Origin of the sequence: Rhodoferax potami, assembly GCF_032193805.1 — a bacterium.
In the GTDB taxonomy this organism is placed as follows: Bacteria; Pseudomonadota; Gammaproteobacteria; order Burkholderiales; family Burkholderiaceae_C; genus Allorhodoferax; species Allorhodoferax potami_A.
Genome location: NZ_JAVBIK010000001.1, coordinates 3662468 through 3682256, shown reverse-complemented (window position 1 = coordinate 3682256; position 19789 = coordinate 3662468). Strand labels below are relative to the sequence as shown.

The window sequence follows — 19789 nt, the reverse complement described above, 5'->3', positions numbered from 1 at the left end:
TCTTAACCGAGACATACCCCATGAGCAACGCCACCACTGCCAGCACCGCCCGCAAAGTGATTTACGACACGGACCCCGGTGTCGATGACGCCATGGCGCTGTACTACGCGCTGGCCCACCCCGGCATTGATGTGGTGGGCATCACCACCACCTTCGGCAATGTGACCGTGGAGCAGGCAGCCACCAACGGCCTGTACCTGACAGAAATTGCAGGCCGCAAGATCCCCGTCACCCTCGGCGTAAAAACACCTTGGCTCAAAGCGCCTGGCACACCGCCTGACTTCATCCACGGTGGCGACGGCTTGGGCAACCTGCCCTCCCGCGTGGCGACCACCAGTGTGCTGGACCCCCGCCCATCAGCGCAGTTCATTGTGGACATGGCTCGCGCCCACCCCGGCGAAATCACCCTGGTCGCTGTCGGCCCCTTGGGCAACCTCGCCACCGCGCTGAAACTCGAGCCCAACCTGCCCAAGCTGCTGAAAGAAGTCTTCATCATGGGCGGCACCGTGGTGGAACCCGGCAACGTGTCCCCTGTGGCCGAAGCCAACATCTGGAACGACCCGCACTCTGCAGACTTTGTGTTCACAGCCGGCTGGAAGCTCACCATGGTGGGCCTCGATGTCACCCACCAGCTGATCGTGCCCTTGGCCCTGTTCAAAAAAGTGGCAGACCACCACAAGCACATTGCTACCGACACCCTGCACCACGCCGTGAGCTTCTACGCGGACTTCTACAGCGGCATCTACCCGCATGTGGCCAAAATTCACGGCTGCTTCGGTCACGATGTGCTGGCCTTTGTGGCGCTCACCAACCCTGAGCTGTTTGAAATCCAGACCGGCCGTATCCGCGTGGCGACTGAAGGCCCCGCCAATGGCCAGACCATGATGCGCCGCAAGGACATCTTCTATCCGCAGCCCGGTTGGGGCGACGACGTGCCCGACACCCACGCCTGCCTGCAGCTCAAGGCCGACGAAGCGTTGCAGCTCATCGAAACCACCCTCATGTCCTCCTGGCTCTAAGCCCCACAGAAAGCGCGAGTCCCCTCATGCACTTACCCGTCGTTGACTTCACCAGCCCGACAGCTCCACAAGAGTTTTGCAAAAGCCTGCACGAAACCGGCTTTGGCGTCCTGAAGAACCACCCCTTGAGCCAGGATCTGGTCGAGAGTATTTACGCCGAATGGCTCGGATTTTTCAAAACCGAGGCGAAAGCCAAATACCCCAACGACCCGGTCAAGCACGACGGCTATTTCTCGCCCAGCGTGTCAGAAACAGCCAAGAACTTCACCAAGAAGGATTTGAAAGAGTTCTTTCATATCTATCCGTGGGGCCGCTACCCGGCCGAGGTGAGCGACGCTGCCCAGCGCTACTACAAAGAAGGCGCCACCTTGGCCGCCACGCTGCTGAACTGGGTGGAAGCGAACTCACCAGCGGATGTGAAGGCGCGGTATTCGGTGCCCCTGCCGGCCATGATTGAGGGTAGCGACCACACCCTCTTGCGCGTTTTGCACTACCCGCCGCTGCGGGGCGATGAAGAACCCGGCGCGGTGCGTGCCGCAGCCCATGGTGACATCAACCTTTTGACCATCCTGCCGGCCGCTACCGAGCCCGGCCTCCAAGTGTTGGGTAAGGATGAAGCTTGGCACGATGTGCCCTGCGACTTCGGTCTGCTGATCGTCAACATCGGCGACATGCTGGCCGAAGCCTCCGGCGGCTACTACCCCAGCACCGTGCATCGGGTGCTGAACCCCACCGGCGAAGGTGCGACCAAGTCGCGTATCTCGCTGCCGCTGTTTTTGCACCCTCGCCGCGAAGTGGTGCTCTCCGAACGCTACACGGTGGAAACGTACTTCAACGAACGTATGGAAGAGTTGCGCGGCAAGAAAGCCTGAGGTGCGCCCGGGCCCTGAAGATCAGAATTCCGGCCTTGGCGAACTCTGGCAGCGCAACGCTTGGCGCTGCTGTTTTAGGAAAAATTGGCCGCTAGCGCTCTAATAATATGTGCGAGCAGCTACTTTTTTTGTAGCAGATGGAGCCTATAAGCGTTCGAAATGGATCTCAGAAAGGCAGTTTCGGGCCAAGAGCAGGCGTTCGCGAGGGGCCGCTTTCCGGTGTTCCGTTGGATCACGAGACGAGGTTTCGACGCAACTCGTCGAGCATCCATCGACCCGCCACGCCAAGCGCACGATCACGTCGGTGCGCCGCGAGCGTTGAAATCACCCGCCAATCCTGTGACCAATTACCGCTTACCGGTGGGCGGTTGGGCGTTGTCGAATTCTGTGTGGGGTCGAACAGGGCTCTAAAACAGAAGCGAATCTCAGTGGAGATGCGTCAAGTGAATGTGCCATCACTCACCCACCACCGGCATCCAGATAGCCAAAAACTGCGCGCAGCACTCGCCGTGCCAATGACTCAGATTTGCTCTCGCCACGTCCACCAGCCGCATCCACCAGGCCCCGGATGATGGCTAGTACGTCGGCAGCGACTTCGGGCTGCTGTGCGTCGGGTGGCATGTCTGGTTGCGCCAGGATCCCGCGCATCGCAGCGTGCAACCTGGCAGCGTAGCTTTGCAAGTCTGGTTCGATGGGGAGGCGTTGCTCTTCAACATCCAGAATTCTGGCTAGGGACGGCCGATCGAGCTGCTGTGCGATGGCAACCCGCACTAACTGCTGCAATGCGGCTCGGCCACCCCGGCGGGTGTCAATGGCTTCCACCTCTTCGAGCAACGCCGTGGTTTGTGCCAGGATCAGCGCCTTGGTGATGGCATCGCGGGAGGGGAAGTATTGGTACAGAGAGCCGATGCTGACGCCAGCCTTCAATGCCACTGCGTTAGTAGAGCAAGCCGTCAAGCCATCTGTTTCCAGAATGTGAGCGGCGGCCTCCAAGATGGCTTGCACGGTCGCCGCAGATCGCGCCTGCAATGGCTTTTTCCGAGGGGCCAAGGCAGTTGCGGCCCGGTGCTGGGTCTTTGGCATGAATGCGAGTTTCAATAATGAGCGATGGCTCATATTATTGAGGTATCGCAATCACAGCGCAAGGACAAATTTATGAACAAGCCTCTCTCCCATTCTGAAGACACTCTACTGCTGGCGCAGACGGCGCAAGCCGTCCACCAGACGGGGCAGGTCCTTCTCCAGCGTTTTGACACCAGTGCTCGCCCAGCAGACTTGCCCAGTCTGCTTGCGATGATCGATGCCAATGACGAGGCGGCCACAGGCCATTTGCGTCAATTGCTGCAGGCGATCCGCCCCAAGGCCAACTGGCTGGAGGATGAGAAAGCCACAGGACCTCTGCCGGTTGGCGAATGGTGGGTAGTGGACCCGGTGGAGGGCAACGTCAATCACATCCATGGCATGGGCGACTGGAGTGTGACCGCCACTTTGGTGCGTGATAACGAAGTCGTACTAACGGTGGTGGACGAGCCATTGACCTTCAGGGTCTACACCGCGCTGCGCGGTCATGGAGCCTTTCTGAATGGCCAGCCACTGCAAACATCCTGCAAACAAGATTTACGAGCGGCGCTCGTTAGCACAGGTCAAGCCACACCAGATGAAGATACGTCTACACGGGCTCGTCTGGCCCGTTCAATGGCAGCCATGCTGGAACAGGCCTTATTGGTCAAAACGGCCGTACCCGCCACCATGCAACTGGTGCACGTGGCGACTGGACGTCTGGACGCTTTTTGGCAATCCAGCAACGTTCTATCAGGTCTGGTAGCTGGAGCGCTTCTGGTGCGCGAGGCCGGTGGCGTAGTGACGGACTGGCATGGCGCGCCGTGGACGCTGGCCAGCTCCGATTTTGTTGCCGCCGCACCAGGTTTGCACACTGCTGCAGTCAAAGTACTACAGCAAGTTGCCTAAGCACTCCCAGAGACTAACCGATACAAAGGCATCTCAATGAAGAAATTTGCAGTGATTGGCGCCAGCAGTGGGACTGGGCTGGAGATTGTCCGCCTTCTTGCTAGCAGTGGGCAGCACGTTCGAGCAATCTCTCGGCGGCCGCTACCCGCAACAGAATTGATCGAGCCGTACAGCGCCGATGTGACCGAACCAAATGCCATAGCACGAGCGTTGGATGGAGACTTCGATGCTGTCTTCTTTACGGCGGACATTCACAAACGGTTTGCATCCCGGCAGGAAGTTCGATCCTTGATGTTCGACGGATTCATGAATTCAATCCATGCAGCCAAAAAACACACCAAACATCCCAAGATCGTGCTGCTGTCCGTCATTGGACCGGACAAGCCTTCATGGGTCTGGCATTTGCTCAACCTTGCCAAGCGAGGAATGCAGAAAAACGTGGTGGATCGCGAAGCCGCGCTGGCTCAAAGTGGACTGCCTTACGTCATCGTGAGAGCGGCAAGGCTGGTCAACGCGGATGACACCACGGGTCAGGCACGAGCAATCGCAGTCACCCCGGCGACGCACCGTCTAGACATGAAGCGAACCATTGCCCGGCGCGAACTCGCGAAGACGTTGATGGCCGCTGCGAAATCGGCCCCGCACGGCAGCATCTGGGACGTGTTTGAGGACGATGACGGCTCAATTCCCGTGTGGTTGCGTGCTTCTAGCCAGTGAAATTTGGCTTCAATTCGACACTGTGAAGTATTCGTCGCAAGCAAGATACCAACGAGCCCATGGTCTCAATCGGCGTGTTGCCGTAACCTAAAACCAGCCCGTTGTCTTCTGGTGTGGCTGAGAGCGCGAATGCAGACAAAGCTTGCGGCGCCATACCGTAGCGCCGAGCGGCTTCTGCGACAGCTGTATCAGGGTACTTCGCATCAAATCGTACGCAAAGATGCAATCCGCAACGCCCTCCCTCTAGACTGTGCGGCACACTCAAGTGTTGTGTAAGCGCATGCCGAAGGACTTGCTGGCGCTCTCTGTACAAGCGGCGCATGCGGGCCAGATGGCGCGCAAATTGGCCGGATGTGATGAACTGCGCCATCGCTAACTGTTCGTGGTTGTGGCCACCGCGAAGCAGTTCGCGCAAAGGCGATTCCAACCTTGCGAGCAATCGCGTGGGTAAGACCAAGAATCCTAAGCGCAAGGCGGGGAACATAGTTTTCGAAAACGTGCCCACGTATAGCACTGGGGCGTCATCCACCAGACCTTGCATGGCACCTATGGGTGCGCCCTCCAACCGAAACTCGCTGTCGTAGTCGTCTTCAATAATCCATGCGTTGTGCGCTTGCGCTGCTGCTATCAGCGCAAGTCTGCGCGCCACCGACATCACGTTGCCCAGAGGGTATTGATGCGATGGCGTTGTGTAGACCACCCGCGGCGTGTGATTGCGCCAGTCACTGCTGGTGAACTGCAAGCCCTCAGTGTCCAGTCGCATGGGACGTACGCGAACATCACCAGCGTAGAAAGCGGACTTAGCACCCCGATAGCCCGGGTCCTCCATCCAAACCGTGTCACCCGGATTGGTAAGCAAGCGCACGCACAACGCCAGTGCTTCTTGCGCTCCTTCGGTTATGACCACCTGGGCTGCTTCACAGTGCACGCCCCGAGTAAGCGCCAAATGTTCGGCAATCGCAGAGCGCAGTGCACTTTGCCCCAACGGGTCACCGTAATTGAGCATGTAGGGTGTGTCAGTGCGAGTGACGTTGTCCAAAGCCTTGCGCCATTGCGCCAGCGGAAACTGATTGAGTGCAGGCACGCCCGGGCGGAAGGCGGTCAAGTCGGCCGGCACTGATGCTGTGGGGCGCAGGCTCTTTAGACGATCGGCCAGATTTGGATGTGAAAGTAGGGCCTCGCTGCGGGGCAGGTGATGACGACGCGCGTGTGGGAACACAGAAGGGCGTAGCGTAGCAACTACCGTGCCTTGGCGATCGGACAACACATAGCCTTCAGCCAGTAACTGTTCATATGCAATGCTGACAGTATTGCGAGATATGGCTAGAGTTTGTGCGAGGACCCGCGTGGCCGGCAAGCGCACACCCGCAGGTAGGCGCCCGTCCACAATGGCACTCTTGATGCGAGCACATAGTTGTCGCTGCAAAGGATCTGTGCTGCTTTTGTCGAGCGGCGCTTCCAACAGCGAAGGCTGAGAGTTCATGGTTCGTGGCACTATAAGAATCATTGCTACTGGCACTTTATATCAGACCATGATGTGCCTACAGTGTGCTCTTCTCACTTCCGCAAGAGTTTCCAAAGCATGCCACGCCTCAATGAATTCAACCAGTCGATCGGTGATCCAATACTCCAATGGACGCCCCGTCAGGCACCAACACCCACCACACTGCAAGGGCAGTTCTGCCGCCTTGAGCCTATCAACGCCAAACGCCATGGTCCCGATCTGTTTGCCGCCCTCTCGACCGCTCCTGATGATCGCGACTGGACGTACCTCTTCAGTGAGCCCTTCGCCACAATGGGGGCTCTAATGGCATATCTGGAATCCATACAAACAAGCCGAGACCCTCTGTTCTTTGCCATCGTTGACAGTAAGACCCAGACTGCCGTGGGTTACCTCACCTTGATGCGTGTCGATCCAAACTCTGGCGTGGTGGAAGTTGGCAACGTCTATTACTCGCCCCTGTTGCAACGGACTCCAGCCGCCACTGAAGTGCAATACATGTTGATGAAGCATGTGTTCGAGACACTCGGCTACCGCCGATTTGAGTGGAAGTGCGACAGCTTCAACGCACCTTCGCGCAGCGCAGCACTGCGTCTCGGTTTCACGTTTGAGGGAATCTTCCGTCAAGCAGTGATCTACAAGAGCCGTTCACGCGACACGGCGTGGTTCTCCATCATTGATAGTGAGTGGCCCGTCATCAAAGCCGCATTGGAAACCTGGCTCTCGGAAGACAATTTTGAGCCGGATGGCACGCAATGCATGTCATTGGTAGACATCCGCCAGAGGCTGGTATCTCGCATTCCCACTGGCCTTCCGACAGCACGGCAGTAAGTCCACTAGACCTAATCTGAGCAAAAAGCCATGAACATCCGTATTGCAACAGAAAAAGACTATGCGCAGTGGCTACCCTTGTGGCAGGGTTACCAAACCTTTTACAAGACGAGCCTCACTGAGGCTGTGACTCAGACAACTTGGGCCCGTTTCCTCGATCCCGCAGAGCCCATGCACTGCGCCGTGGCCGAGCAAGACGGTGTGCTGGTCGGCATGGTCCATTACATCTTTCACCGTAGTTGCTGGACAGCGGGAGATTACGTATACCTACAAGACCTGTTTGCTTCGCCAGAACTGCGTGGTAAGGGCGTGGGACGGGCTCTGATTGATTATGTTTATGCCGCAGCCAGGGTGAAAGGAGCGAGTCGCGTGCATTGGCTTACGCACGAGACCAACACCGATGCCATGCACCTCTACGACAAGATCGCCGACAAGAGCGGCTTTGTCCAATACCGAAAGCTAGTATGAACACTCCGCCTATTCCCACTCGCGTGACCACTGCTCAGGGCGACGCGCTTCCGGTGCCAGATGGCCGATTGAGCAAACAGGTGCTGAACACCTCTGGTCTTGAAGCGCGTTGGTACCGTCCACCGAATCCGGATCCACAATCCCCGCATGATCGCGACGAGGTCTATGTTGTCGTGACCGGACAAGGTGAGTTCGTGCGCGGGACGGTGCGTGTTGGGTTTTCGACTGGTGATCTGCTATTTGCCGCCAAGGGTGAGTCACACTGCTTCGTGAACCACACGTCAGATACCGCTGTCTGGGCAGTCTTCGGACCAGGCGCATAAGAGAAGTCCAAGAGAGCCCAGAGTCAACTTGTTCTGCTACCAATTCCGCCCCATACCGGCCGTCAATCGATCCACCATAATGGGCCGGAGGAGAATGACTGCTATCAAGCAATCAGTATGAACCGACTGATTTCCGTTTTGGGTCGAAAGCTAGCATTGCTGAATCCGTTTCCCATCGATCCCTGCGGCCTCCATATAACCAGACCTCATACCCCCATAGCTAAAAAGTAGTTTTCAATCTAAGCCGGCCCGCCTACAGTCGCCGCCATGCATGATTTGGCGTTTGTACTGGCGGGCTTTTTTGTGGGCACGATCGTGGGCCTGACGGGTGTGGGCGGCGGCTCGTTGATGACGCCCATCCTGATTTTCTTCTTTGGGGTCAAGCCTTACATGGCGGTCGGTACCGACCTGCTGTTTGCCGCTTTCACCAAAATGGGCGGCACCGTCAAACTGGCACGCTCCGGCCATATCGACTGGCCGGTAGTTCTCAATTTGTCGGCCGGCAGCATCCCTGCGGCACTGGCAACGCTTTACGTGCTGCACCAACTGGGCGCCACCAGCGGAGAAGTACAAAAGATCATGACCAGCACCTTGGGCGTGGCCCTGTTGCTGACTGCCGCAGCCACCCTCTTTAAGGCCGTGCGCGGCAAGTCAGGCCCCAAGTCCATTGCAGCTGGCCATGAAGCGGCTGCTGCTCGCCCGCGCCATTGGAGTCTGCCGCTGTTGTTCGGCGCCCTCATTGGCACGCTGGTTACACTCACCTCCGTCGGCGCGGGAGCCATCGGCGTCACGGTGTTGATGCTGTTGTACCCCTTGTTGCCCCTGCCCCGCATTGTGGCGGCGGACATTGCCTATGCAGTGCCTCTGACCTTGGTGGCCGGCATGGGCCACGCGTCCCTCGGCTCAGTGGATTGGCCTCTGTTGGCCAAGTTGCTGGCAGGCTCGCTCCCAGGTATCTGGGTGGGCTCGCACCTGATGTTCAAAACCCCGGAGCGGGTGATCCGCTCTCTGTTGTCCCTGCTGCTGGCTTATGCCGGTTTGAAACTCATCGCTCTCTGATCTTTGCTGCACCACGTCTATGTACCAATACACCGAATTTGACCGCCAGTTCATCCGCGCCCGCGCGGCCCAGCACCGCGACCAACTGGAACGCAACCAAGCCGGCACCTTGAGCGACGAAGAGTTCCGCCCCCTGCGCTTGCAAAACGGCTGGTACATCCAGCGCTACGCGCCCATGCTGCGCGTAGCCGTGCCCTACGGCGAGCTCTCCAGCGCGCAGTTGCGCGTGCTGGCCCGCATTGCCCGCGAATACGACCACCCGAGCAAAGAGGTGTTTGACAAGGCCATCGGCACCCAGGCCACCTGGGGCACCACCCACCTGCCCGTGGGCTACGGCCACTTCACCACCCGCCAGAACGTGCAGTTCAACTGGATTCCGCTGGCCAAGAGCGCCGACGTGATGGACCTGCTGGCCACCGTGAACATGCACGGCATCCAGACCAGCGGCAACTGCATCCGCAACATCACCAGCGACGAGCTGGCCGGTGTGGCGGTGGATGAGATTGCCGACCCCCGCCCGTTTGCCGAAATCATGCGCCAATGGAGCACGCTGCACCCTGAGTTCGCCTTCCTGCCCCGCAAGTTCAAGATCGCCATCACCGGCGCCACCGAAGACCGCGCCGCCGTGCGCTGGCACGACGTGGGCCTGCACCTGATCAAGAACGATGCGGGCGAACTGGGCTTCCGCGTGTTTGTGGGCGGCGGCATGGGCCGCACCCCGGTTATCAGCACCGAGATCCGCGCCTTCCTGCCCTGGAACCAGATCATGAATTACCTGGAGGCGGTGGTGCGCGTGTACAACCGCTGGGGCCGCCGCGACAACCTGTACAAGGCCCGTATAAAGATTTTGGTCAAGGCCGAAGGCCAGCGCTACATCGACGAGGTGGAAGCCGAGTACGAGCAAATCATCACCCGCGACGGTGCGCCCCACACCATCAGCCAAGCCGAGCTGGACCGCGTTACAGCAAGTTTTGTGCCTCCAGCCCTTACAGAGCGTGCGCCAGCAGCTACTAAAACTGTAGCAATTCCACCTGAGCGCCAGAAGGACTACGAGCGCTGGTTGCAGCAAAACGTGGCCCCGCACAAGAACCCTGCACTGCGCGCAGTCACCCTGTCGTACAAGCGTCTGGGTCAAGCCCCCGGCGATGCGGATGCCGACCAGCTAGATACCGCTGCCGCTTTGGCCGATGAATTCAGCGCCGGTGAAGTGCGCGTGACGCACGACCAGAACCTGCTCTTGCCCTGGGTGCGCGCCGAAGACCTGCCCGCCCTGTGGGTGGCTGCCAGCCACGCCGGTTTGGCCCGCAGCAATGTGCGCCTGCTGACCGACATGATTGCCTGCCCCGGCGGCGATTTCTGCGCGCTGGCCAATGCCCGTTCCATCCCGATTGCCGCCCAAATCACCGAGCGCTACCAAGACATGGACGAACTGCACGACCTGGGCGAGATCGACCTGCACATCAGCGGTTGCATCAACTCCTGCGGCCACCACCACAGCGGCCACATCGGCATTCTGGGCGTGGATAAGGACGGCAAGGAGTGGTACCAGGTGTCCCTGGGCGGCTCCGACGGCTCGGCACTGAGCGGCGAAGCCGTCCCCGGCAAGGTGGTGGGCCCCTCATTCGGCGCGCTCGAAGTGCCCGGTGTGATTGAGGCCGTGCTCGACACCTTCCGCCAACACCGCGCGGGCAGCGAGACCTTTATCGACTGTTTCAAACGCGTAGGCATGGACCCCTTCAAGGCGGCTGCTAACAGCGCCCGCTTGGCTGACAAGCACGAAGACCTGCACGCCCTGCCCAAAAAAGATGGCTACGCCAAAGACGCTTAAGAAGCCTGAAGCCCCGGACGCCGAAAGAAAGAAAACACTATGAAATTGATAGCTGCTTCCGCACACTCCACGGGCGCTGAAGGCCAGAACGTTATTAAACTGGCAAACACCGAAGACCCCCGTGCGCTGGACCTTGCGGGCGTCACCCGCATCGACCTGAACTTTCCCAAGTTCACCGACGGCCGCGCGTACAGCCAGGCCTTTTTGCTGCGCCGCCGCATGGGCTTTACCGGCGAGCTGCGCGCTACCGGCGACGTGCTGATCGACCAACTGGTGCAAATGGAGCGCACCGGCTTCGACGTAGCCGTGCTGCGCGCTGACCAGAACATCGACTTTGCACAACGCCAGTTCGACCGATATCGCGGCTTCTACCAAGGCGATGCGGTCACAGTAAAGCCCCACTTTGCCCGTGAAGGCGAAGCGGCATGAGCGCCGAAACTTCCTCTTTAGGCAACCGTTTTGCGGTGCAAGTGCAGCCCGCCGGCAGCGCCATGGCCCGCAACGCTGAAGCCAGCGGCGAATACATCATCAAGCTGGCCGAAGCTCAAGGCGTGCTCGCCCAAGCCGCAGCCCAATACGCGGGTGTAGATGGTGGGGCTGCCACCGTCACCCAAGCCTGCAGCCTGGGCGCTGAGGACGTGGTCATCAGCCACCTGATCAACAGCCTAAAGCTGGACATCGGCATCTTTGTGCTGGAAACCGGCGCCCTGCACCAAGAAACCCTGGACCTGCTGGAGCGCTTCAAAGCTTCCAGCCGCGCTGCGGTCACGGTGTACCAGCCGGTGAATGAATCGGTGGTGCAGTTTGTGGACCGCGAAGGCAAGGACGCGATGTACAAGAGCATCGCCCTGCGCAAAGCCTGCTGCGGCATCCGCAAGATGGAACCGCTGGAGCGCGCGCTCAAAGGCAAAGAGGCCTGGATCACCGGCCTGCGCCGCGAGCAATCTGGCGCCCGCGCCGATGTGCCTTTGGTGGACAGCTCTGAGCCCCGCATCAAGATCAACCCCCTGGCCAACTGGACTTGGGGTGATGTGTGGCATTACATCCAAACCAACAAGCTGGACTACAACCCCCTGCACGACCAGTTCTTCCCGAGTATTGGCTGCGAGCCTTGCACCCGCGCCATCAGCCTGGGTGAAGACTTCCGCTCCGGCCGCTGGTGGTGGGAAGACGAAGCCGCCAAAGAATGCGGCCTGCACGTGAAACATGAAGAAGCCAAAGCATGAACGCCATGACTGAACCCACCCATTTCGACCGCCTCTCCAACCAGCACCTGGATGCGCTGGAAGAAGAAACCATCTTCATCCTGCGCGAGGTGGCAGCTGCGTTTGAGCGCCCCGCCCTGCTGTTCTCGGGCGGCAAAGACTCGTTGGTGATGCTCAAGTGCGCTGAAAAGGCGTTTGGCGTCGGCCGCATACCTTACCCCCTGCTGATGATCGACACCGGCCACAACTTCCATGAAGTGACCGACTTCCGCGACTTCCGCGCCAAGGAACTGGGTGCCGAGCTGATCGTGCGCAGCGTCGAAGACTCCATGGCCCGCGGTACCGTACGCCTGGCCCACCCCGGCGAGAGCCGCAATGTGCACCAGTCGGTCACGCTGCTCGAAGCCATCGACGAATTCCGTTTTGACGCCCTGATCGGTGGCGCACGCCGCGATGAGGAAAAAGCCCGCGCCAAAGAGCGTATTTTTTCCCATCGTGACAGCTTCGGCCAGTGGCAGCCCAAGGCCCAGCGCCCCGAGTTGTGGACCCTGTTCAACACCCGCCTGCAGCCCGGCGAACACTTCCGCGTGTTCCCCATCAGCAACTGGACCGAGCTGGACGTGTGGCAGTACATCGAACGCGAAAAGATCGCGCTGCCATCGCTGTATTACACGCACAAACGCGATGTGGTCGAGCGCAAAGGCCTGCTGGTTCCGGTGACGGAGCTGACGCCTCCCAAGGAAGGCGAAACCATCGAGAGCCGTGACGTACGTTTCCGCACCGTGGGCGACATCACCTGCACCTGCCCGGTGGAAAGCCTGGCCGCGACCGCTGCCGACATCGTGATCGAAACGCTGGCTGCCGACGTGAGCGAGCGCGGCGCCACCCGCATGGACGACAAGACGTCCGAAGCCTCGATGGAAAAACGTAAGAAAGACGGGTACTTCTGATGACCGCTACTATTTCTATAGCTACTCCCGCACATTCCACGGGCACTAGCAGCCAAAATGACACTTCATCCGCCCTGCGCTTCATCACCTGCGGCAGCGTGGACGACGGCAAGAGCACCCTGATCGGCCGCCTGTTGGTAGACAGCCGATCAGTGCTGCAAGACCAGTTGGCCAACGTTTCCAAGAGCGGCGAAGCCGACTTGGCGCTGTTCACCGACGGTTTGAGCGCCGAGCGCGAGCAAGGCATCACCATCGACGTGGCCTACCGCTACTTCGCTACGCCCACGCGCAAGTTCATCATTGGTGACGCGCCCGGCCACGAGCAGTACACCCGCAACATGGTCACCGCCGCCAGCAGCGCCCATGCCGCCGTGGTACTGGTGGATGCCACCAAGCTCAAGTGGAATGTGGACGGCATGGTAGACCTGCTGCCCCAGACCCGCCGCCACAGCCTGCTGGTCAACCTGTTGCGCGTGCCCGGCATCATCTTTGCGGTGAACAAGCTTGACGCCTTGGGCGACGACGCCACCGCCGCGTTTGCCAAGATCAGCGAAGCACTGCAGGCCTTTGCCAAGCAAGCTGGCATTAACGTGACGGCCACCATCCCCATGTCTGCCCTCAAGGGCCACAACGTGGTGGAATCCACGCCCGGCTGGTGCGGCTACCAAGGCCCGAGCCTGCTGGCCCTGCTGGAGACACTGCCCGTTACCGCCGCTGAGACTGATGTGCCCTTCGCCTTCCCGGTGCAATGGGTCGAAAAGTTCCATAACTCTGCCGACACCTCGCAGGGCCGCCGCGTGTTCTGGGGCCGTGTGGCCACCGGCACCGTGCATGTGGGCGACACCGTGAGCATCCACCCCAGCGGCCAGACCGCCGTGGTGGCCCAGGTGGTGAACCACGCCCGCGTGCCTGGCAGCATTGCCGCAGGCCATGGCGCCGGCATCACGCTGGACCGCGAAGTGGATGTGTCCCGCGGGGACTGGTTGCTGGCCCAAGTCACGCCCGCCGCAGATCCGGACGACGAATTCGCGGATACCCCCAAGCCCCGCGCTTTTGCCGAAGCTACCCGCGAAATCAAGGCCACGGTGGCCTGGATGGACGATGAGCCTCTGGTTGCCGGCCGTGTGTACCTGGCCCTGCATGGCCACCGCTGGATCAAGGCCAAGGTCAAGCGCATCGTCCACAGCCTGGATATCAACACCTTGCAAGAGCACGATGCAACCGAGATTGCGCCCAACGCCATCGGCCATATCGAGCTCGCTTTGCAAGAGGCAATTACCGCCGTTCCGTACGCGCAAAGCCGTGTGCTGGGCTCGCTGATTCTGGTGGACACCGCCTCGCACAAGACCTCCGGCGCCCTGCTGCTGAGTTGATACAACGCAAAGGAGATGCCCCCGTGACAAGGGGCGTCTGCAAAACCCAATAAAATCAAGGGCTTGGCATTTATGTGCCCGCCCTCTTATTTACTGCTCTCAAACAACATGACACACATCGTCACCGAAGCCTGTATCAAGTGCAAATACACCGACTGCGTGGACGTGTGCCCCGTGGATTGCTTCCGCGAAGGCCCCAATTTCCTGACGATCGACCCCGATGAATGCATCGACTGCGCCGTCTGCATTCCCGAGTGCCCAGCCAACGCGATCTACGCGGAAGAAGACGCACCCAAGGACCAGCAGCACATGATTGCCCTGAACGCAGAGCTCGCCCGCCTGCCCGGCTGGAAGAGCATTACCAAGCGCAAGGCACCATTGGCAGATGCGGACGACTGGAAAGACAAGACCGGCAAGCTGTCGCAGCTGATCCGCTGATCACAAATTCGGCATGGCTGCCCCTGTGATTGAAGCCGATGCCGTCGTCATCGGAGCAGGCCCGGTAGGCCTGTTCCAAGTGTTCCAACTGGGCCTGCACGAAGTGCAGGCCCATGTCATTGATGCCCTGCCTTACGCTGGCGGCCAGTGCATGGAGCTTTATGCCGACAAGCCGATCTACGACATCCCCGGCACACCGGTCACCACCGGCCGCGGCCTCACGCAAAGTCTGCTGCAGCAGATAGCGCCTTTTCAGGCGCAGATGCATTTCTCCCAGTTGGTCGAATCGGTCACCCGTTTGGAGGATGGTCGTTTGCACCTAATTACCGACGCTGGTACCACATTCATCGCCAAGGCCTTGTTTGTAGCCGCTGGTGTCGGTGCTTTTGTCCCGCGCAAACCGGCTGTTCCGGAGCTTGAGCCTTTCGAGAACCTCCAGGTGCATTACCCCCACGACGCCGCCCTGACGGAAGGCAGTTTGCAGGGTGCCCACGTCGTGGTGCTGGGTGGGGATGAATCGGCCGTTACTGCAGCTTTGCAAGCGGCATATGCGCCAGTGGATGCCCATCGTCCTGCCAGTGTGACCTTGATCCACAGGCGCGATGTTTTCACGGGTGAGCCCGCCACACTGCAGCAACTCGATGCCGCTCGCGAGAGCGGCACCATCCGGGTATTGCCAGCGCAGGTCACCGGATGCGGGACTGATGGTTCGCGCTTGAATTCATTGCACGTATTGACGGCGGAAGGCACCGAGATATCTGTGGCCGCTGATCATGTGCTGGTGCGCTTGGGAGTATCACCAAAGATGGGACCGATTGCCGACTGGGGTTGGACCCTTGAACGCAAGCAGGTGCCGGTGAGCACAGAGACCTTCCAGAGCGAAATTCCAGGAATTTTTGCGGTCGGCGATATAAATTTTTATCCAGGAAAGCGAAAATTGATTTTGAGTGGCTTTCATGAGGCTACACTAGCGTCCTTCGCAGCGATGGCATTTATTTCTCCAGAGAAAAAAGTGCTCTTGCAGTACACCACCACGAGCACGCGATTGCATCAGCTCCTCGGTGTTGGAACCCAAGAAAAAAGTTAGCGACAGAATCTAAAAATTTAGCGTGTTTCTAAAATCACTCAAAAAACACGCTATAATTTGAGGCTTCATTCCTCAATAGCTCAGTTGGTAGAGCGCCGGACTGTTAATCCGTAGGTCCCTGGTTCGAGCCCAGGTTGAGGAGCCAAATTAACCCGCAAGGGTCTTTAAAAACCCCGCTGCGATTGCAGTGGGGTTTTTTCTTTTCCGGCAGGAAACGTGCTGCATGAAAGACCATTACGCCAGTCTCGGATTGAACAGTGCAGCCACACTGGCTGACATCAAAAAAGCCTTCCGTCAAAAGGCTGCGCAGTATCACCCCGACCGCAATCCAGATCCCAACGCGGGCGCTTATTTCCGTGAAGTCCAAGAAGCCTACGATGTGCTCTCGGACACAGACAAGCGTCAGGCCTATGACGACAATCGCCGGCGAGGCTTGCTCGACAACCCCTTGGACACCGCACGCGACATCTGGTCCACGTATTTCTCCCGCATTCTTTGAAAAGGCAAATAGCATGAGCCTCTCCCCTTTCTTTCATCACCTGCGCAGCGCCTACCAAGCCGAACTGGACGACCTGACCTCGGACTCCGAAGGCAGCAACATCCTGGCAAAAAAACTGGCAGAGCGCCGCAAAGAACTGAAGTTTTTGCTGAGCATGCTGGAGTTGAGCCCTGAGATGGTGGCAGTTGTGTTCCATCAGGGCTTCCGTTTCAAGCGCCCTGCAGTGATGGAAGAACTGGTGCGCCAGGAGTCGGAAGACCTGCCGGAATGGGACTCGCTAGCTGACGCGGTCGAGCTCGCCCCATGGGCCCACACCTTGGCCCAGCAGGTGCTGCAACAACCGGCAGGCCCCTGGTTTATGAGCGTGGCTGCCGCACTGGAATACCTGCTGAACAAGCCGGATGCCCGATTCGCTGCAGCGGACGAATCAGATGATGAAGAGGATGACCGCGACGACATCGAGCGTGACCCCGAAGGCATGGACGAAGACGAACGCCAAAGCCGTGTGAACGAAGAAGAAGGCGCCGCCTGGATGGTCGAGCAAGGCTTCGACCACAAAGAATAAATCCCGAGCCCGCATCAAGAGGACGCCCCTGTGAGCCAATTAGCCCTGATTGAAAAAACCCAAGCCCTGATCGCTGCCGGCGATATCGTGGGGGCTGAGTCCGTGTTGACGGAGCTTGCCGACTCTGAGGGCGACGGCGCCCTGATGGTGGTGCTGGAGCAGCTGCCTGCCAAAGACATTCTGGCGGTGATCCGCGAGTACGACGACTCCAAAGAATCCATCGTGAATTTGCTGATCACACCGCAGCAGTTTGCGCATGCGGTGGTGATCGAAAAGCAATACAAAGACCTGACGCGAACCCATTTGCGCGGCATGATGAACTCGGTGATCTTCCGGGATGACGCGGTGGATGCGATTGAGTTTTTGACGGCCATTGGTGATCTGGAAGGTGGCAGCGAAGCGCTGGCCGATTACTTCACCGAAAAGTGGAGCCGAGTAGAGGCGTTTGCCCGCAGTGGCACGTTTGACACCGTCGAAGATGACGGCGAAATCTTGTCGGAGCAGGCGCTGTACCAATCCGCCTACGTGCGCCCACGCGTCGATCTGGATGAGGTGGCGGACCAGGACTGGATGCAAATGGCCTGGCTGCTGCGCCATGAGCTCCCCGACCTTTTCATCGAAATGTTGATTGTGTTGCGAGCCAAGGCCCGTGCGTTTGACCTGGGCCTTGATGAAGAAGAAGTGGCCGAAGAGGAAGACGACGGCAAAGTCGAAACCGGTGACACCGACCGCGGCAAAGCCACACCTGCTGCCCGCGAAGACGACGAAGAGTCCGCCATTTAAATCCAATTGCTCCAGCGCCATGCCCGTTGCACCCCATTCCGTTTCCCTGTTTGATAGCCGTCCTTTCTTTGAAAAGGCGCTCACGCACGGCATAGAACACGGCCTGATCGGGCAAGACAAACTCGATGCCATCCGGGCCGATGCGCCCAAGGGCATGGTGCAGATCGCGCGCTATTTCGGGACCGAGTACTTGCGGCCCGAATTGGAGCTTGCCAGAGACCGCATCGTCAACCTGGTCAGCCTGCATCTGGCCCACAGCACGGAGGGCGACCTCCACCGTGCAGCCGAGCTGTTGCGGGACCACAGCTTTCTCTCTCGCTCCAAAGCGGGCTCAGACATGCTCAAAGCGCTGATCACCATGCCGCAGACGACACACTTCGGGATGAACGAGCGCAGCGGCTTTCGCGATGAGCACATTCCCCTGCTGGCCAAATGGAGCCTTAAAACCCTGACCGAATACCAGATGGAGTTGGCAAGCCGGAGCCGGGCTGCCGCGGTGGTGGATGCGGCCATCTGGATGGCTGGGCAAATGGGCATGGACGTCGAAGAGCTCGAAGAGGCTGGCAAAGATGCAGAAGCCGTCATCCGCACTGCCTTGTTGGCCCGCGCCTGCAAGCGCAGCAGCCTGCCCGACTGGGTTACTTTCGAAAAGATGATTCTGGCCTTGCGCAAGCGCTATCTGGCCAAACCCGGCAAGTTGCCGTTGATTGTCCCGGCAGATCTACCTAGCGAGTGGACAGAACTGGTGGAGTCCATACGCGACTCGGTCTGGGCAGACTCCGTCAAATGGCTGGAATCCGACCTGTCGGTGCGCAAGCTGTTTGACCAGACACCCGCATTCATGGGCCGGTATTTTTGGCTCGAGGACGCCATCCTAGAGGTGGATCAATTCGACAAGAATGTTTCCAAGGCTTGGGCCAAAGCCACCGGTGGCAATGATGACGAAAGCTCCTTGCTCACCCTGTTCTTGTGCATGGCCGCTGGTAGCCCTGCCAAGACGGTGCTCACTGAAAAGGCAGCCTCGACCTTGGTAAAGAAGATCCGGAAATCTGGATTGCAGCCCACCCTGCCCTTGCAGTTCATCGAAGCCAACGCGCCTGCCGAACACCTGGAAGACTACGCAAGCCTGTGGAACAACTTTATCGAAGAGTCGAGCGCCACCCTGGCGAGTGACCACGACTACACCTTCAACGATGCGGTGGCCTTGTTGCGCCGCGAGTGCAATATCAGCCGCTAATCCAAGGCCAGGGCACACCAAAGAGCGCCATCCCCTGAGAGTGGATCAGGTTGCATTCATGGGAGCTGGCAAAGGCATCCCGCCTGCGGTGCTGGCTAGCACCGCAGCTGATCGTAGAGGCCAGGCCGTATTTAAAAGAGCGCGTCCACAAAGCGCACGTCGTCGGCTGGGGTCATATCAGGCCTGTTTGGTCACTTGTGTTTGGGTTCCCAAGCCCTCGATGCCCAAGTGCATGGTCTGGCCGGCGCGTAGATAAACCGGAGGTTTCTGACCCATGCCGACGCCGGGCGGGGTACCGGTGGAGATCACATCACCGGGTTGCAGGCTCATGAAGCGGCTCAGGTACGCTACCAGAAACTTCACTCCGTAAACCATGGTGGAGGTGCTTCCGTTTTGATAGCGCTTGCCATCCACATCGAGCCACATGGACAAGGCCTGCGGATCCGGTACTTCATCCGCCGTCACCAGCCAAGGGCCTATAGGGCCGAAGGTGTCGCAGCCCTTGCCCTTGTCCCATGTGCCACTGCGTTCGAGCTGGTATTCGCGCTCAGACACATCGTTCACCACACAATAGCCGGCGACGTGGGACATGGCGTCTGCTTCGTCGATGTAGCGGCCACCTTTGCCGATGACTACGCCCAACTCTACTTCCCAGTCCGTCTTGAGCGAACCACGGGGAATCTCCACGGCATCGTCAGGCCCGACGATCGCGCTGGTCCATTTGTTGAATACCACTGGCTCCGGCGGCACTTGCATGCCGCTCTCCGCCGCGTGGTCAGAGTAGTTCAAACCGATGCAAATGAATTTGCCGACATTGCCGACACAAGCACCAAGACGCAAATCTTGTTGGGGCACGCCGGCCACCAAGGGCAGACTGTCCACCGCAATCCCACGCAATCGGGCCAGACTGTCCGGCAACAAGGCAGCACCGCCCACATTCGCGATGTGCGCAGAGAGGTCGCGCACCCCGCCTTGGGCATCCAACACACCGGGCTTTTCCTGGCCCGGCAATCCATAGCGAACTAATTTCACGGTCATTCCTTTGCATTGAATAGCATTTAGCGTA

At 59.2% G+C, this 19789-nt stretch carries 22 protein-coding genes and 1 tRNA gene; 20 read left to right on the top strand and 3 right to left on the bottom strand.

Annotation, left to right across the window (positions count from 1 at the left end):
* Positions 1–20: 20 nt before the first annotated feature.
* The gene (locus tag RAE19_RS17675) at positions 21–1019 is read left to right on the top strand and encodes a nucleoside hydrolase (RefSeq protein WP_313876108.1); all 999 of its coding nucleotides are present in this window, start codon (positions 21–23) and stop codon (positions 1017–1019) included.
* 26 nt (positions 1020–1045) lie between these two features.
* Positions 1046–1891, top strand: a complete 846-nt coding sequence (locus RAE19_RS17670; protein ID WP_313876107.1) for a 2OG-Fe(II) oxygenase family protein — start codon at positions 1046–1048, stop codon at positions 1889–1891.
* 459 nt (positions 1892–2350) lie between these two features.
* On the opposite strand, the gene RAE19_RS17665 is transcribed toward RAE19_RS17670, so the two are convergent.
* Positions 2351–2974, bottom strand: coding sequence for a TetR/AcrR family transcriptional regulator (locus RAE19_RS17665; RefSeq protein ID WP_313876106.1), 624 nt, complete (start codon positions 2972–2974; stop codon positions 2351–2353).
* Between the two features lie 72 nt (positions 2975–3046).
* Here RAE19_RS17665 and RAE19_RS17660 point away from each other — a divergent pair, with 72 nt between their 5' ends.
* Positions 3047–3859 (top strand): inositol monophosphatase family protein, encoded by an 813-nt coding sequence (locus RAE19_RS17660; RefSeq protein WP_313876105.1) that lies wholly within the window; start codon positions 3047–3049, stop codon positions 3857–3859.
* Positions 3860–3895: 36 nt separating this feature from the next.
* Positions 3896–4576, top strand: a complete 681-nt coding sequence (locus RAE19_RS17655; RefSeq protein WP_313876104.1) for an SDR family oxidoreductase — start codon at positions 3896–3898, stop codon at positions 4574–4576.
* Here the strand turns inward: RAE19_RS17655 and RAE19_RS17650 are convergent.
* Complete coding sequence (locus tag RAE19_RS17650) at positions 4566–6059, bottom strand: PLP-dependent aminotransferase family protein (RefSeq protein ID WP_313876103.1); 1494 nt, start codon at positions 6057–6059, stop codon at positions 4566–4568. The genes RAE19_RS17655 and RAE19_RS17650 overlap by 11 nt on opposite strands.
* Before the next feature lie 99 nt (positions 6060–6158).
* On the opposite strand from RAE19_RS17650, the gene RAE19_RS17645 reads away from it, so the two are divergent.
* The 16 genes from RAE19_RS17645 to RAE19_RS17570 all read left to right on the top strand — a co-directional run bounded on the left by RAE19_RS17645 (position 6159) and on the right by RAE19_RS17570 (position 18723).
* Complete coding sequence (locus RAE19_RS17645; protein ID WP_313876102.1) at positions 6159–6908, top strand: GNAT family N-acetyltransferase; 750 nt, start codon at positions 6159–6161, stop codon at positions 6906–6908.
* Positions 6909–6938: 30 nt separating this feature from the next.
* Positions 6939–7376: a GNAT family N-acetyltransferase gene (locus RAE19_RS17640; RefSeq protein WP_313876101.1), complete on the top strand. Its 438-nt coding sequence runs from the start codon at positions 6939–6941 to the stop codon at positions 7374–7376.
* The gene (locus tag RAE19_RS17635) at positions 7373–7699 is read left to right on the top strand and encodes a cupin domain-containing protein (RefSeq protein ID WP_313876100.1); all 327 of its coding nucleotides are present in this window, start codon (positions 7373–7375) and stop codon (positions 7697–7699) included. Before RAE19_RS17640 ends, RAE19_RS17635 begins: the two co-directional genes overlap by 4 nt.
* Before the next feature lie 267 nt (positions 7700–7966).
* Positions 7967–8758 carry a sulfite exporter TauE/SafE family protein gene (locus RAE19_RS17630; protein WP_313876099.1) on the top strand — a complete coding sequence of 264 codons (792 nt, stop codon included), beginning with the start codon at positions 7967–7969 and terminating at the stop codon, positions 8756–8758.
* Between the two features lie 19 nt (positions 8759–8777).
* Positions 8778–10586: a nitrite/sulfite reductase gene (locus RAE19_RS17625; protein WP_313876098.1), complete on the top strand. Its 1809-nt coding sequence runs from the start codon at positions 8778–8780 to the stop codon at positions 10584–10586.
* Positions 10587–10625: 39 nt separating this feature from the next.
* Positions 10626–11015 (top strand): DUF934 domain-containing protein, encoded by a 390-nt coding sequence (locus tag RAE19_RS17620; protein WP_313876097.1) that lies wholly within the window; start codon positions 10626–10628, stop codon positions 11013–11015.
* Positions 11012–11812, top strand: coding sequence for a phosphoadenylyl-sulfate reductase (locus RAE19_RS17615; protein ID WP_430962557.1), 801 nt, complete (start codon positions 11012–11014; stop codon positions 11810–11812). Before RAE19_RS17620 ends, RAE19_RS17615 begins: the two co-directional genes overlap by 4 nt.
* On the top strand, positions 11809–12741 hold the full coding sequence (gene cysD / locus RAE19_RS17610) for a sulfate adenylyltransferase subunit CysD (protein ID WP_087493768.1): 933 nt from the start codon (positions 11809–11811) through the stop codon (positions 12739–12741). The genes RAE19_RS17615 and cysD overlap by 4 nt, the downstream gene beginning before the upstream one ends.
* The gene (locus RAE19_RS17605; protein WP_313876096.1) at positions 12741–14114 is read left to right on the top strand and encodes a sulfate adenylyltransferase subunit 1; all 1374 of its coding nucleotides are present in this window, start codon (positions 12741–12743) and stop codon (positions 14112–14114) included. The genes cysD and RAE19_RS17605 overlap by 1 nt, the downstream gene beginning before the upstream one ends.
* Before the next feature lie 108 nt (positions 14115–14222).
* The gene (gene fdxA, locus RAE19_RS17600; protein ID WP_313876095.1) at positions 14223–14552 is read left to right on the top strand and encodes a ferredoxin FdxA; all 330 of its coding nucleotides are present in this window, start codon (positions 14223–14225) and stop codon (positions 14550–14552) included.
* 13 nt (positions 14553–14565) lie between these two features.
* Complete coding sequence (locus tag RAE19_RS17595) at positions 14566–15639, top strand: NAD(P)/FAD-dependent oxidoreductase (RefSeq protein ID WP_313876094.1); 1074 nt, start codon at positions 14566–14568, stop codon at positions 15637–15639.
* A 69-nt stretch (positions 15640–15708) separates the two neighbouring features.
* Positions 15709–15784 (top strand) — tRNA-Asn (locus RAE19_RS17590).
* A gap of 78 nt (positions 15785–15862) precedes the next feature.
* The gene (locus RAE19_RS17585; RefSeq protein ID WP_313876093.1) at positions 15863–16138 is read left to right on the top strand and encodes a DnaJ domain-containing protein; all 276 of its coding nucleotides are present in this window, start codon (positions 15863–15865) and stop codon (positions 16136–16138) included.
* Between the two features lie 13 nt (positions 16139–16151).
* Positions 16152–16703, top strand: a complete 552-nt coding sequence (locus tag RAE19_RS17580; protein WP_313876092.1) for a hypothetical protein — start codon at positions 16152–16154, stop codon at positions 16701–16703.
* A 30-nt stretch (positions 16704–16733) separates the two neighbouring features.
* Complete coding sequence (locus tag RAE19_RS17575; protein ID WP_313876091.1) at positions 16734–17486, top strand: hypothetical protein; 753 nt, start codon at positions 16734–16736, stop codon at positions 17484–17486.
* 19 nt (positions 17487–17505) lie between these two features.
* Positions 17506–18723, top strand: a complete 1218-nt coding sequence (locus tag RAE19_RS17570; RefSeq protein WP_313876090.1) for a hypothetical protein — start codon at positions 17506–17508, stop codon at positions 18721–18723.
* Positions 18724–18900: 177 nt separating this feature from the next.
* Here the strand turns inward: RAE19_RS17570 and RAE19_RS17565 are convergent, their stop codons facing one another.
* Positions 18901–19755, bottom strand: a complete 855-nt coding sequence (locus RAE19_RS17565) for a fumarylacetoacetate hydrolase family protein (protein WP_313876089.1) — start codon at positions 19753–19755, stop codon at positions 18901–18903.
* Between the last annotated feature and the right edge of the window lie 34 nt (positions 19756–19789).